General features: G+C 61.7%; 12 protein-coding genes. 5 read left to right on the top strand and 7 right to left on the bottom strand.

The window, feature by feature from the left end:
- Positions 1-42: 42 nt before the first annotated feature.
- Positions 43-1,656, top strand: coding sequence for an NAD(P)/FAD-dependent oxidoreductase (locus ABFB52_RS07425; protein ID WP_129973626.1), 1,614 nt, complete (start codon positions 43-45; stop codon positions 1,654-1,656).
- Between the two features lie 66 nt (positions 1,657-1,722).
- Here ABFB52_RS07425 and ABFB52_RS07420 read toward each other — a convergent pair whose 3' ends face one another.
- Positions 1,723-2,817: a PLP-dependent cysteine synthase family protein gene (locus tag ABFB52_RS07420; protein ID WP_085748185.1), complete on the bottom strand. Its 1,095-nt coding sequence runs from the start codon at positions 2,815-2,817 to the stop codon at positions 1,723-1,725.
- Positions 2,818-3,063: 246 nt separating this feature from the next.
- Here ABFB52_RS07420 and nhaA point away from each other — a divergent pair, with 246 nt between their 5' ends.
- The 3 genes from nhaA to ABFB52_RS07405 all read left to right on the top strand — a co-directional run bounded on the left by nhaA (position 3,064) and on the right by ABFB52_RS07405 (position 5,455).
- Entirely contained in the window at positions 3,064-4,245 is a 1,182-nt protein-coding gene (nhaA, locus tag ABFB52_RS07415; protein ID WP_129973627.1) for a Na+/H+ antiporter NhaA, read from the top strand.
- A gap of 203 nt (positions 4,246-4,448) precedes the next feature.
- A complete protein-coding gene (locus tag ABFB52_RS07410) occupies positions 4,449-4,718 on the top strand; it encodes a hypothetical protein (RefSeq protein ID WP_085605362.1) in 270 nt (89 codons plus the stop codon).
- Positions 4,715-5,455 carry a zeta toxin family protein gene (locus ABFB52_RS07405; RefSeq protein ID WP_102621496.1) on the top strand — a complete coding sequence of 247 codons (741 nt, stop codon included), beginning with the start codon at positions 4,715-4,717 and terminating at the stop codon, positions 5,453-5,455. Before ABFB52_RS07410 ends, ABFB52_RS07405 begins: the two co-directional genes overlap by 4 nt.
- 175 nt (positions 5,456-5,630) lie before the next feature.
- Here ABFB52_RS07405 and ABFB52_RS07400 read toward each other — a convergent pair whose 3' ends face one another.
- Entirely contained in the window at positions 5,631-6,095 is a 465-nt protein-coding gene (locus tag ABFB52_RS07400; protein WP_007969461.1) for a glycine zipper 2TM domain-containing protein, read from the bottom strand.
- Between the two features lie 166 nt (positions 6,096-6,261).
- On the opposite strand from ABFB52_RS07400, the gene ABFB52_RS07395 reads away from it, so the two are divergent.
- The gene (locus ABFB52_RS07395; RefSeq protein ID WP_102718218.1) at positions 6,262-6,498 is read left to right on the top strand and encodes a hypothetical protein; all 237 of its coding nucleotides are present in this window, start codon (positions 6,262-6,264) and stop codon (positions 6,496-6,498) included.
- Positions 6,499-6,503: 5 nt separating this feature from the next.
- On the opposite strand, the gene pdxH is transcribed toward ABFB52_RS07395, so the two are convergent.
- The 5 genes from pdxH to dinG form a co-directional block, all read right to left on the bottom strand.
- Positions 6,504-7,151 carry a pyridoxamine 5'-phosphate oxidase gene (gene pdxH / locus ABFB52_RS07390; protein ID WP_129973628.1) on the bottom strand — a complete coding sequence of 216 codons (648 nt, stop codon included), beginning with the start codon at positions 7,149-7,151 and terminating at the stop codon, positions 6,504-6,506.
- Between the two features lie 24 nt (positions 7,152-7,175).
- On the bottom strand, positions 7,176-8,279 hold the full coding sequence (locus ABFB52_RS07385) for an OmpA family protein (RefSeq protein WP_085605356.1): 1,104 nt from the start codon (positions 8,277-8,279) through the stop codon (positions 7,176-7,178).
- A 113-nt stretch (positions 8,280-8,392) separates the two neighbouring features.
- Positions 8,393-9,538, bottom strand: a complete 1,146-nt coding sequence (locus ABFB52_RS07380) for an EstA family serine hydrolase (RefSeq protein WP_011332785.1) — start codon at positions 9,536-9,538, stop codon at positions 8,393-8,395.
- 106 nt (positions 9,539-9,644) lie between these two features.
- Positions 9,645-12,125 carry a beta-galactosidase gene (locus ABFB52_RS07375; RefSeq protein ID WP_129973629.1) on the bottom strand — a complete coding sequence of 827 codons (2,481 nt, stop codon included), beginning with the start codon at positions 12,123-12,125 and terminating at the stop codon, positions 9,645-9,647.
- A gap of 95 nt (positions 12,126-12,220) precedes the next feature.
- The gene (gene dinG, locus ABFB52_RS07370) at positions 12,221-14,365 is read right to left on the bottom strand and encodes an ATP-dependent DNA helicase DinG (RefSeq protein ID WP_007952008.1); all 2,145 of its coding nucleotides are present in this window, start codon (positions 14,363-14,365) and stop codon (positions 12,221-12,223) included.
- Positions 14,366-14,406: the final 41 nt, after the last annotated feature.

Below are 14,406 nucleotides of genomic sequence, written 5' to 3'. Positions count from 1 at the left end.
ACGCCCTGGCGCAGTTGTGCGCCCCGCGAACCGGATCCTGTCATGTTACGAATCACCGAACTCAAGCTGCCGATCGACCATCCCGACGAAGACCTGCGCGCTGCCATCGTGCAACGCCTGGGCATCGCCAGCGATGACCTGCTCGATTTCACCTTGTTCAAGCGCAGCTACGATGCGCGCAAAAAGTCCTCCGAACTGTGCTTCATCTACACCATCGACCTCGAAGTGCGCGACGAGGCCAAAGTGCTGGGCAAGTTCGCCGACGACCGTAACGTCAACGTGGCGCCGGATGTCAGCTACAAATTCGTCGGCCAGGCGCCAAGCGACCTGAGCCAGCGCCCGATCGTGGTCGGTTTCGGCCCGTGCGGGATCTTCGCCGGCCTGTTGCTGGCGCAGATGGGCTTCAAGCCGATCATCCTCGAGCGCGGCACCGAAGTGCGCCAGCGCACCAAGGACACCTGGGGCCTGTGGCGCAAAAGCGTGCTCAATCCCGAGTCCAACGTGCAGTTCGGCGAAGGTGGCGCGGGCACGTTCTCCGACGGCAAGCTGTACAGCCAGATCAAGGATCCGAAATTCCTCGGCCGCAAGGTTCTGCACGAATTCGTCAAGGCCGGCGCGCCGGAAGAAATCCTCTACGTCAGCAAACCGCACATCGGTACGTTCCGTCTGACCGGCATGGTCGAGACCATGCGCGAAGAGATCCGCGCTCTGGGCGGCGAAGTGCGCTTCCAGGAACGCGTCACCGACGTGCTGATCGAAGACGGCCAACTGGTCGGCGTCGAACTGGCCAGCGGCGAAACCCTGCATTCGAAACACGTGGTCCTGGCCCTCGGCCACAGTGCCCGCGACACCTTCCGCATGCTCCACAGCCGTGGCGTGTTCATGGAAGCCAAGCCGTTCTCGGTGGGTTTCCGGATCGAGCACCCGCAATCGCTGATCGACCGTGCGCGCCTCGGCAAGTATGCCGGCCACCCCAAGTTGGGCGCCGCCGACTACAAACTGGTGCACCACGCCAAGAACGGCCGTTCGGTCTACAGCTTCTGCATGTGCCCGGGCGGTACCGTGGTGGCGGCGACTTCCGAGCCGAACCGCGTGGTCACCAACGGCATGAGCCAGTACTCGCGTAACGAGCGCAATGCCAACTCCGGCATCGTCGTCGGCATCACCCCGGAAGTCGATTATCCGGGCGGTCCGCTGGCCGGTATCGAGTTGCAGGAACGTCTGGAATCCCACGCCTTCATCCTCGGCGGCAGCGACTACAAGGCGCCGGCGCAACTGGTCGGCGACTTCATCGCCGGCACACCATCCACCGCGCTGGGCGAAGTCGAGCCGTCGTACAAACCGGGCGTCTCGCTGGGCGATCTGGCCCTGGCCCTGCCGGACTTCGCCATCGAAGCCATTCGTGAGGCCCTGCCGGCGTTCGAGAAGCAGATTCGCGGTTATTCGCTGCACGATGCGGTGCTGACCGGGATCGAGACCCGCACCTCGTCGCCGCTGCGCATCACACGAAATGAATCGCTGCAGAGCATGAACGTCAAAGGTCTGTTCCCGGCCGGTGAAGGCGCGGGTTATGCGGGCGGGATTCTGTCGGCGGGTGTCGATGGCATTCGCATCGCGGAAGCCGTGGCGCGTGACATCCTCGGTTTGAAAGACTGATCCGCAACACCTGAAGCAATACAAAAACCTGTGGGAGCGAATTCGCTCCCACAGTCGTTTTCGGCGTCAGATATTGGCGCGCAGAACCGAGGCCGGCAGCGCGTCACCTTGCTCGGCACTCGCTGCCACAGCCGCCATCAATCCCTCCAGCTCATAGCCCTGCGCCTTGAGCCACGCTGGATCGTAATAGGTGTCTGCGTAACGCTCGCCGCCATCGCACAGAATCGCCACGATCGAGCCCGACTCCCCCGCCGCTTTCATCTGCTGCGCCGCCATCAGCGCGCCGATCAGGTTGGTGCCGCTCGACCCGCCCACATGCCGGCCCAGACGCTGCGCCAGGTAATGCATGGCCGCCAGCGACAAGGCGTCCGGCACCTTGACCATCGCATCGATGACCTTCGGCAGGAACGACGCTTCCACTCGTGGCCGGCCGATCCCTTCGATGCGTGAACCGTGGTCCAGACGCAAACTCGCGTCGCCGGTCTGGTAGAAGTCGAAGAACACCGAACGCTCGGCATCGGCGCACAGCACGCGGGTGCAGTGCTGGCGATAACGCACGTAACGCCCGAGGGTCGCGGTGGTGCCGCCGGTGCCGGGACTGGAAATCAGCCAGGCCGGGCACGGGTGCTGTTCGTAACGCATCTGCTGGAAGATCGACTCGGCGATATTGTTGTTCGCCCGCCAGTCAGTGGCGCGTTCGGCGTAGGTGAACTGGTCGATGAAGTGACCGTCGTGCTCGCGGGCCAGGCGTTCCGATTCGGCGTAGATCTGGGTCGGATCCTCCACCAGATGACTCTGGCCACCGTAGAAGGCGATCTGCGCAATCTTCTCCTTGGAGGTGGTCGCCGGCATCACCGCAATGAACGGCAGGCCAAGCATCCGTGCGAAGTACGCTTCGGAAATCGCCGTCGAACCGCTGGACGCCTCGATCACCGGCGCGCCGGGTTTGAGCCAGCCATTACACAAGGCGTAGAGAAACAGCGAACGGGCGAGCCGATGCTTGAGGCTGCCGGTCGGGTGGCTGGACTCGTCCTTGAAGTACAACTCGATGCCCGGGAACCCCGGCAGCGGCAAGGGGATCAGGTGGGTGTCGGCGCTGCGCTGGAAGTCCGCTTCGATGATCCGGATGGCTTCGCGGGCCCACTGTCGGTTGTCGCTCATGGCTGTCGTTCTCGTTGAATCGGGCAGAAGTGCCTTCACAGGCTCAGCCCCCAAGCTTAGGAAAAATCCCACGGCACCGACAGATACAGCTGAGCTTCAATCCCTCGGGCAACTGCTAGGCTCTGCTGCATGTCGGCCTGGCGCTCTGTAACCGCATATAACAAAAAAGAATATAACTTTTGTTTTAACAACTAACGGTACGGGTTAGGGTGTGCCACCTTTTGACTTTATCGATGGAGAGCGACCTTGCCTCTGCGTAGCACTTTCACGCGTTTCTTTCAGTTGGAAGCTGCCAGCGGTCTGTTACTGATCGCCGCGGCCATCCTGGCTCTAATCATCAACAACTCGCCACTGTCGTGGTTGTACACCGGCCTGCTCGACACCCCGGTGGTGGCGCAGATCGGCGCGTTGAAGATCGCCAAACCCTTGCTGCTGTGGATCAACGACGGCTTGATGGCGCTGTTCTTCCTGCTGATCGGCCTGGAAGTGAAGCGCGAAGTCCTCGACGGCCAGTTGTCGAAACCGTCGCAGATCGTCCTGCCCGGCGCGGCGGCTATCGGCGGCATGCTGGTGCCGGCGCTGATCTACTGGTTCCTCAACCGCGACAACCCGGCCGCCCTCGACGGCTGGGCGATTCCGACCGCCACCGACATCGCCTTCGCCCTCGGCGTGCTGGCCTTGCTCGGCAAGCGCGTGCCGGTGTCGCTGAAGCTGTTCCTGATGACCCTGGCGATCATCGATGACCTCGGCGCCATCGTGATCATCGCGATCTTCTACTCCGGCGAACTGTCGACCCTGTCGCTGGGCCTGGCGGCGGCGTGCATCGCGGCGCTGGTGGCGATGAACCGGCTCGGCGTGGTCAAGCTCGGGCCGTACATGATCATTGGTTTGATCCTCTGGGTCTGCGTACTCAAGAGCGGTGTCCACGCGACGCTGGCCGGCGTGACCCTGGCGTTCTGCATCCCGCTGCGCACCAAGAATGCCGAGCCTTCGCCACTGCTGGCCCTCGAACACGCGCTGCACCCGTGGGTCGCCTACGGCATTCTGCCGCTGTTCGCCTTCGCCAACGCCGGCCTGTCGCTGACCGGCGTGACCGCCGAAAGCTTCACCCACCACGTCCCGATGGGCATCGCCGTCGGCCTGCTGCTGGGCAAGACCCTCGGCGTGTTCGGCCTGACCTGGCTCGCCGTCAAGACCGGCATCGCCGCCCTGCCCCAGGGCGCCAATTGGGGCCAGGTGCTGGGCGTGGCGATCCTCTGCGGGATCGGCTTCACCATGAGCCTGTTTGTCGGCTCCCTCGCCTTCGTGCCGGGCGCCAGTGAATACGCCGGGATGGACCGGATGGGCATTCTCACCGGGTCGGTGTTCGCGGCATTGATCGGTTATGCAGTGACATTGGCGGCGAGCAGAAAAGGATCCACACAATGAAGTAAACACGCTCATTACGCGCCTCTCACTGGAAGGCCCAAGACTCAATGAAAGATTCACACACATGATTGGGCTCCAGAACCCTGCAAAGCATTGGTAGTCTCCCGTTGGCGCTGCTCGCAGCGCTTAACCTGAGCCTTTCAAGTGTGCTATATCTTCTGTTGACAGCAGCGTCACCTCAGAACGTTTTTTCGGAGCCTTCCATGTCACGCAAAGCAGAAAAGCGCCCAATGACGGACAGTCAGATTGCCGTGCAGGAGTCTTATATTCCGGACATTGCCCTGAAAGCGTTCAACAACGCCTACAAAATGGCGCTTGCCAACGGTGCTGCTGTGCTTGTCGCCAAAGATGGTCAGCTGTTTGAAGTGACAGAAAAATCTTCGGTTGCACTGCGCTCGATCGGCACATATGGAAACCTGAAAAGCGGGACTCGCCTGCAAATCAGCAAACTGCCTAAACAGGTCGTTTCTTGAGTACACCGAGGGTACGTATATTCGCCGGACCAAATGGCTCAGGAAAAAGCACCTTTAATCGGCTGGTTCCTGCGCATCTATTGGGAAATTACATAAACCCGGATGATATAGAGCGTGCAATCAAAGACACTGGTTATTTTGATTTCACCACCTATCGCATCGAATCTCACAAAAATGACATTTTCGATTTTTTCCGCAACCACGCCCTGCTGAAAAAAGCTCCAGAGTCATTGGCAAAATTGGATTCGATTACGATTGAAGGTGACAGGCTCAGCTTCTCGGATACTCAGATCGACTCCTATGTAGCCTCCGCTCTTTCCGACTTCATACGGCGCTCTTTGATCAAAGAGAAAATCAGTTTTACGTTCGAAACCGTCATGTCCTCCTCAGATAAAGTCGATTTGCTTTACGAAGCCCAGAGATCCGGGTACAGGGTTTACGTCTATTACGTTGCAACAGCCGACCCGGAAATCAATGTCGCCAGGGTTGCCTATCGCGTATCACAGGGTGGGCACAACGTTCCTCCTGAAAAGATACGAAAGCGTTATTGGAGGTCTCTGGCGCTCCTATCGGATGCAATCCTCACCTCGAACAGAGCTTATATCTTTGATAACTCCGATGAAGGTAGCGAAGGACTGACACAGGTTGCAGAGATCACAGACGGGGAGCTGATTGAAATCAAATCTGACGTACAGCCACCTTGGTTTAAAGAGTTCGTGCTCGATAAACTGATCTAGATCACACGCCTACGACTTCTCTTAATGTCGGCCTTTATTCACGTCGAACAATCACCCACGCCTTTAAAGATACGTCCTACCCAATCGCATTCGTCTATCGGGATCACTGGTGAACACCAAACAAAAACCCCGACCAGTCACCTGATCGGGGTTTTCTTTTACCGCTTGTTCGCGCTTAGTGCGAAACGCGGCTGGTGCCGCCAACGGTCGAAATCCGTACCCGCTCGCCTACGCGGAACACTTCATTCTCCTGAACCTGCTGCACGTAGGCGCGCATGCTGCCGTCGTCTTCGCGCACGGTGATTTCAACACCTTGAGTGCGGGTCAGGCCTTCTTCAGTGGCCGAACCGATCAGGCCGCCGGCCACGGCACCGATAACGGCTGCAACGATGCTGCCTTTGCCGCCGCCGATGGCACTGCCGCCAACACCGCCAACCACTGCACCGGCTGCACCACCAATCGGGGTTTTGGTGCCTTCGATTTTCACCGGACGCAGGGATTCGATGGTGCCCATGCGAATCGTCTGCACGCGACGCGCTTCGTCACGGGAGTAGGAGTCACCGGTCAGGCTCGACTGGCAGCCGGTCAGCAACATCGCCATCGTGGAAAAGGAAGCAACCAGCAGAACAGACTTACGCATAGCATCAACTCCAAAGGACAGGTATTCATTAAACTCCGCAGCTTGACGCCTGTCACGGCGTCGCCCGGATAAAATTGCTTTCATTCAGGCCCGGTACAGGCACCCGCGAACTCACCCAACAGTAGCGCCAAAATCCGTTTCCTGCGCCGCCGACCCAAGGATTTCCATGGATTACTTCATCATTGTCGTCACCACCGCCGCCGGTCTGTACTTCCACTGGTGGCTGTATGTGCGGATCAAACGCTGGATGGATCGCGATCTGGCATTGTCACTGGCCGGCAAGGATGAAGGCAAACGCGCGTTCATGCTCAAACGGCTGGAGCAGGCTCAGGCGCAGAAGATCAAGCGCCGGGACCTGCCGAAGTGGCTCCAAGCCGCTGCGGCAGACTATCCCGCTCGGTAGACTGCTCAGGGTGCCAGACGTTCAAGAATCCAGTCGGCGCCCTGCACACGGTAGTTGAGGCGATCGTGCAGGCGGCTCGCGCGGCCCTGCCAGAATTCCATGCGCTCGGGGAGCAAGCGGTAGCCACCCCAGTGTTCCGGGCAGTGAGGCTGAGTGTCGGTGAAGCGTTGCTCGGTCGCCTTGAGCAAATCTTCCAGTTCACCCCGGCCATTGATCACCCGGCTCTGCGGTGACGCCCAGGCGCCAAGTCGGCTGCCCAGCGGCCGCACCTGATAGTAAGCGTCGGATTCTTCAGGCGTGACCTTCACCACCCGCCCTTCGATCCGCACCTGGCGCTCCAAAGTCGGCCAGAAGAATGTCATGGCAGCAAACGGGTTCGCCGCCAGATGCTGGCCCTTGGCGCTTTCGTAGTTGGTGAAGAAGGTGAAGCCCTGCTCGTCCAGCCCCTTGAGCAGCAGAATGCGGCAATGCGGACGGCCATCCGCATCCACCGTGGCCAGGGTCATGGCGTTGGCTTCCACTGGCGCCTGTTCGGTTTTCACCGCTTCGGCAAACCACTGGTGAAACAACGCAAAGGGCTCGGCCGGGGCTTGCGCCTCGGTCAGGCCGTCCCGGGTGTAATCACGACGCATATCTGCCAGAGACTGGGTCACGGCGCATTCCTTTTCGTTAGCGGATCACTTTTTGGTGGTATCGGTCGCAGCGACTTTCTTGTCGGTTGCGGCGGCTTTGGCAGGCGCGGTCTTTTTCGCCGGAGCCTTGGCCGGGGCCTTCTTCGCTGGAGCCTTGGCAGCAGCTTTCTTGGCTGGAGCCTTTTTGGTGGCCGGTACAGCGGCTTTCTTAGCTGCCGGCGCCGGGGTCACCGGTTTGGCGGCAGGCTTGACGTCCTGGGCAGCAACCATGGTCACTGGCTTAGGTGCTGGCATGTTGTACTTGCTCAGTAGCGCGACCATGGTGTTCTGCGGGGTCACCAGCAGTTCGACACGACGGTTCAGGGCACGGCCTTCAACGCTGTCGTTGGCGGCACGCGGCGCTTCGGAACCCATGCCGCGCAGCATCAGGCGATCACGCTGCAGACCGCTGAGGCGGAAGATTGCCGCCACAGCCTGGGCGCGTTCCTGGCTCAACTTGACGTTGGCCGGAGCGGCACCGGTGGTGTCACTGTGACCGAGCACCAGTACGGCGGTTTTCGGGTCGGCTTCGAGGATTTTCGCAACGCGGGTGAACGGGCCGAGGGTCACTGGCAGCAGCATCGCCGGACGATCCGGGTTGAACGAGCCTTCCACCGGCGCGGTCACGACCAGTACGTTTTCACGGCGCTCGAGTTGCAGGTTGCTGTCCTTGATCGCGGTGCGCAGGCGCGGCTCGTAGTCATCCAGCCAGGCTTGAGTCACTTTCGGATCGGGCATCGGCACGACCTTGGCCGTGTCCTGCTCCTTGCCGCCGAACGGCCACCACCATTTGCCACCCTTGTCGGCCTCGGCCTTGGCAACTTCGACCGGCTTGGCTTCGGGTTTGGCTTCAGCTTTCACTTCAGCCTTGGCCGCCGAGTCGTCCGAGCCAAACGGCCAGTACCACGGGCTGCTGCTCTCGGCCTTGGCCACAGGCGCGGTGGCGGCCGGTTTCAACGGCGCAGGCGCCGGAGCCGGCTCCTTGGCTGCGACTTTGTCGGAAGAACCGAACGGCCACCAGCTGCCGCCATCGGCGTCGTTCTTCGGAGTCTGTGCACAACCGGTGATTGCGAAACACAGGGCCAGGGCGAGAGTTTGTTTGGACGACATTGGAAACCCACAAAAAGAAGTAGTGAACAATCAGAGGACTTTCGCCCGGATAAACAGACGCTTTGAAACGAAATTCGCCATGAGGTTCCGGCCCTGGAACCTCGGACGACGCTTTACAGACAAGTGGCTAGTACCCGCGCCAGCTTCTGCGCGCGCGGATCCATCAAGACGTACGGCCCCAGTGTATTTGTCACAAATCCGAAGGCCACATCGTGCTCCGGATCAGCAAAACCGATGGAACCGCCTGCACCCGGATGGCCGAATGCACGCGGGCCGAGGCCGTAGGTGGCGTTTGGCACATCAGGCTGATCGAGCATGCAACCGAGACCGAAACGGGTGCGGGTCAGCAAGGTTTTGTCCTCGCCGAGGCTGTGTTCACGGGTCAGTTCGTCGAGCATTTCGCTTTCCAGCAGGCTGCCGTCGAGCAGACCGGCGTAGAACCCGGCCAGGCTGCGTGCATTGCCGTGGCCGTTGGCCGCCGGTTGCTGCATACGGCGCCACTCCGGCTTGTTGGTGCTGGTGAGCACCGACGGCGGATTGGTGAAGGCCCGGGTGGTCATGGCCGTCGGTTCGCGCATGGTCACTTGCAGCAGGCGCTGGGCAGCGGCGTCGCCAGTATTGCCCTTGCCCCGGGCGATGTGCGCCACGCGATGGAATTCCTCGTCGGCCAAACCGACATGGAAATCCAGCCCCAGCGGTTTGGCGACCCGCGCCACAATAGATTCCCCCGGCCCGCGACCATCGGCGCGCCGCAACAATTCGCCGATCAGCCAGCCGTAGGTGATCGCGGCATAACCGTGACCGGTGCCCGGCGTCCACCACGGTGCTTCGGCCGCGAGGGCGTCGACCATGGTTTGCCAGTCATACAGCGCTTCCGGCGCCAGCAACTCGCGCAGGGCCGGCAGACCGGCCTGATGGCAAAGCAGTTGGCGCAGGGTGACGGATTCCTTGCCGGCGGCGGCGAATTCCGGCCAGTAACGGGCGACCGGCGCATCGAGCTGCAACTTGCCTTCGGCAACCAGTTGCAGCGCGGTGACGGCGGTGAAGGTCTTGGTGCAGGAGAACAGGTTGGCGATGGTGTCGCTGTGCCAGGCCTCGGCGCCGTCCTTGTCGGCGGTGCCGGACCAGAGGTCGAGGACGGTTTCGCCGCCGACCCGGATGCACAACGCGGCGCCGCGTTCCTGGGGATCGTCGAACAGTGCGGCGAAGGCTTCGCGCACCGCTTCGAATTGAAGCTCGTAATGTCCCTGAATCTGCACCCGCAACTCCCCCGCGAAAACGCTCTACAAAGTGGCCCGCATTGTTCCAGCCCGTGAGGGTTTTGGGAACCGCTGCGGGCCGGGCGGTCTTCAGGTTTCGTATCGATCAGTGACCGTTGCCGGAATGCCCGCCTGTGTGGCCAGCCCCCTGTCCCGGGCCTTTGCCGGCGTCTGCCTTGCGGCCGCCTTCGGCTTCGTGGCCGGTCTTGTCCGCTGCGGCAGCCGCTTTCTGCGCCTCTTTGCTCAACTGATCGACGGTCGCCAGGTTGCTCTTGCGCACGGCTTCGACAAAACCCTGGAACGGCAGATCGGTGACACCGACCAGACCAAAGTGCCCGTTCTCGCCATCGAGCAGGCGCCCGGTCACCGGTTGGTCCAGATACTGGAACCAGTGCACGCCGACAATCGACGGCTCGCTCAGCGCCTGTTTGAGGAAGTTGGCGTAGGCCGGGCCGCGGTCTTCTTCCTTGCTCAACGGGGTCACGCCGCCCCAGAACGGGCCACGGTCGGAGGAGCCGAAGTTGAACTCGGTGATCAGCACCGGTTTGTCGAGGCTGCGCAGCGCGGCGAAGTCATAGCCGTCCTGCGGTTGCAGGGTGTACATGTTGAAGCTCAGCACGTCGCAATACTGGGCGCAGGAGGCCGCCGCTTCCGGGGTGCTGGTGGCAAAACGGCCACCGAGCAGCAACTGGTTAGGCGCGTGCCATTTCAGCGAGTCGGAAATGGTCTTGAAGTACGTGTCGGCGAAGACCTTCTGGAAGTATTTGAAGTCGGCCTCGATTTCCGGATGCTCAGGATTCGGCAGCGGCGCTTCGAAACCCGGGTCTTCCATCAATTCCCACGCCGGCAGATCAATGCCCCAGGCCTTCGACAGACCCGCCTGATTGCGGTACTTGTCGCGCAACTGCTTGAGGAACGCACGTTTGGCCGGAACGTCGGTGGTCATTTTCAAGGTGCCGTAGGCCAGCGCGTAACGGGATTTCGGATCATCACCAGGGCCAGCCCAGGCCAGCTCGTTGTCGGCGAAGTAGCCGATCAGCCACGGATCATCGCGATGATCGCGGGCGGCAATCGCCACGGCGCGCTCGGTGGCCATGGCGAAGCGCGGATCGAACGGGTCAGGCATGCCGCCCCACCAATCGGTGCCGGTGCTGATGCTGGCGTAATCGCCGACGATCGACAGCGGCAAGGTGTACGGCATGCGCTCGGCGTTACCGAGGACGGGGGCGCTCCAGTTACCGACCGTGTTGAAGCCCCAGGCTTGCAGGCGATCAAGGGTGTGGCTGGCCCACTTTTGCTCGTCGACCGTGTTCGTGCACGGCGTCGCAACGCTTTGCCCGCTGGTGGCTGCCGACTCGGCGACCCCGGCTTTCGGCTGTTCGGAGGCGGCGACCGGTGCACTGGCGTTGGTCGCGGCTTCTTCTACGGCCCCGGCCTTGGCGGCTTCGGCCACTCCGGCCTTGTTGCCGCTGTCCGGGGTGCACGGCTCGCCATACAGACGCTGAAGGTTGGCGCCGTAGAAGTCGTACCAGCGACCGAAGTTGTAGCCACGACCTTGATCGACACCGTTGCCGCCACGGTTGTCTCCTTCGCCGAAATGGCTGGCCAGCGGCTCTTCAGGTTTTGGCAGGGATTCGAACATGTACTCGCGGCCGGCCACGTAGGTCTGGTTGACCTCCGGGCTGACGGTGTTCACACCGAGGGAATAGAACGGATGGCCCTCGGGCGTCACCAGATACCAACGGCCGTCACGTTTTTCGGTGCGGAAGAAACCGCTGGCCTTGAACGCCGGGCCTTTGCTCCAGCCACCGAACTTGTCCAGCGACGACTTTTCGCGCTCGGCCAGCCAGGTGTTCAGTTGTTGCCGTTCTTTGGCGGCGGCGGATTTCAGTTGTTCGTCATTGGCGACTTTCTCCGGCCACTTACCGCGAGTCGACTGGCCATAGGCATCCACCAGATTGCCGTAGGCGGATTTGATCACTTCGCCTTCGTCCTGCACGCCAAAGCGCTCGAGCAACAGACTTTGCGCGGCTTTCGGCTGATCCATCGACAGGCTGACCGACACCACCTGGCTGCGATCCAGCTCACCGCTGCTGCTCGCCAGCAGGATGCGCTGCCCGTCGATCGTCATCGGCATCACCGGCCCGGCTTTCATGCCCTGGCTGAGTGGCGAGGTCGCGGTCAACGGCACGAGCAAGGTCTGCGCCGGGCCGGCCGGCAGATCGACGCGGCTGACCAGAGTCTTGCCGTCGTTGCTCTGGATTTGCACGTAGACGGTCACTGCCCAGCTCATCGCACTCTGGATGCGCAGGCTCATCATGCCGGACTGCGACCAGTCCCAGGCACCGGTCTGCGGGCTCAGGCGCAAGGTCGGGCGCGCCGTCGGATTGAACGTCACCCGCCGCAGCACTTCGCCTTCGGGGGTCTGCTCGGCGTTGGCTTGCGGCAGGTCGGCGTTTTCGGTCGCCACTTTCACCACGTCGGCGGGGCGGACAAAGTTGAACAGGGTCTGCTGGCCGGCAGGTGCCGCCAACAAGGGGCCAGCGAAAACCAGGGCAAAAACGGCAGGCAACGAACGACGAATCATGAGAACGGAATTCTCCCTAACGACCCGCAAGGGCCAATGGAAAAGCAGTGACAGAGAGATAGACAGCGCGGCGGGCAAAACTGCCCACCGATGTCTCAGGATATTTCACGACGGAAAGGAGGCAACGCATTGAGGATCGCCTTGCCGTAGCGCTGGGTGACCAGCCGCCGATCCAGCAAGGTGATGGTGCCGCGGTCTTCTTCGGTGCGCAGCAGACGGCCGCACGCCTGAACCAGCTTCAGCGAGGCATCGGGCACCGAGATTTCCATGAACGGATTGCCGCCCCGGGCTTCGATCCATTCCGACAGCGCGGCTTCGACCGGATCGTCCGGCACCGAGAACGGGATCTTGGCGATCACCACGTGTTCGCAGTAGGCGCCCGGCAAGTCCACGCCTTCGGCAAAACTGGCGAGGCCGAACAGCACGCTGGAATCACCGCCATCGACCCGCGCCTTGTGCTTGTTCAGGGTTTCCTGTTTCGACAGGTTGCCTTGAATGAACACTTGCTTGCGCCAGTCGCGGTCGAGGCCGTCGAACACGTCCTGCATCTGTTTGCGCGACGAGAACAGCACCAGACTGCCGCGCGAGCCTTCGACCAGCTCCGGCAGATCACGGATGATCGCGGCGGTGTGGGCGGCGGCATCGCGCGGATCGGCCTTCAGGTCCGGCACCCGCAACACGCCGGCATCGGCGTGATGGAACGGGCTCGGCACCACGGCAGTGACGGCTTTTTTCGGCAGACCGGCGCGCATGCGGAAACGGTCGAACGTGCCGAGCGCGGTCAATGTCGCCGAAGTCACCAGACAGCCATAGGCCACGTTCCACAGGCTGCGACGCAGGGTTTCGGCGGCGAGGATCGGGCTGGCGTTGACCTCGATATCGAACAGCGAACCGCTTTCGGCCAGGGTCAGCCAGCGGGCCATCGGCGGGTTGTCTTCCGGGTCTTCGGCGGTGAACGCGGTCCACAGCTCCCAGTTGCCGGAAGCACGGGACAACAGGCTGCCGAACAGTGGATACCATTCTTCGGCCTGATTGCTGGCGATGCCGATGTTGACCTCGCCGTCCATGCCTTCCTTGAGCAGATCCGTCAGACGGGTGAACAGGTCGTTGAGGCGGGCGAAGCCTTTTTTCAGCTCGATGCCCATCTCGCGCATGTGTTCCGGAATCACCCCACCGATGAAGCGATGACGCGGACGCTCGCGGCCTTCGACGTCTTCACCGGGCTTGAAATCAGCAATCTGTTCGCAGGCAGTGAACATGAATTGCTGCTGGGTCTTGATCTCCCGCGCCAACTCCGGCACCTGCTCGATCAGTTTGCCGAGGTCGCCCGGCAACGGGTGCTGGGCCAGCAGCTTGGTGAGGTTCTTGGCGGTGGTTTCCAGCCAGTCGGCGGTGGAACGCAGGCGCGTGTAATGGGCGAAGTGGCCGATGGCCTTGTCCGGCAGGTGATGGCCTTCGTCGAACACATAAATGGTGTCGCGCGGATCGGGCAAGACTGCCCCGCCGCCCAGCGCCAGGTCGGCCAGCACCATGTCGTGGTTGGTGACGATCACGTCGACCTTGCCCATGCCTTCGCGGGCCTTGTAGAAGGCGCACTGGCCGAAGTTCGGGCAATGACGGTTGGTGCACTGGCTGTGATCGGTGGTCAGGCGCGCCCAGTCGGCGTCTTCCAGCGCGTTGGGCCAGCTGTCGCGGTCGCCGTCCCATTTATTGCCGGCGAGCTTCTCGATCATGCTGGTGAACAGCTTCTGGCTGGCCTCATCGACCTCGATCTTGAAACCTTCTTCTTCGAACAGCTGCGCCGTGGCGGTCTGTGCGTGGCCTTCCTGCAACAGCATGTCGAGCTTGGACAGGCACATGTAGCGGCCACGGCCCTTGGCCAGGGCGAAGCTGAAGTTCAGCCCGCTGTTGCGCATCAGGTCGGGCAAATCCTTGTAGACGATCTGCTCTTGCAGGGCGACGGTGGCGGTGGCGATCACCAGCCTCTTGCCGGCCAGTTTCGCCGTCGGGATCGCCGCCAGGCTGTAGGCCACGGTCTTGCCGGTACCGGTGCCGGCTTCCACCGCGACAATCGCGGGGTCGCCACTGCGCCGGCCTTCGTCGTCGGTGTCGATATCCCCGAGGACCTTGGCGACTTCAGCGATCATCAGACGCTGGCCGTAACGCGGCTTGAGGCTCTTGGCCTCTAGAAAACGCGAGTAGGCGCCCTGGATCGTGGTTTTGAGTTCAGTGCTGATCATTGAGTGTCGGGCGCAAAAAACGCTGGATAAATTTTCAGTGG

Source organism: Pseudomonas sp. 9.2(2024) (genome assembly GCF_039695385.1).
GTDB lineage: Bacteria > Pseudomonadota > Gammaproteobacteria > Pseudomonadales > Pseudomonadaceae > Aquipseudomonas > Aquipseudomonas paraglycinae.
This window is presented reverse-complemented; position numbering and strand designations above follow the sequence as displayed.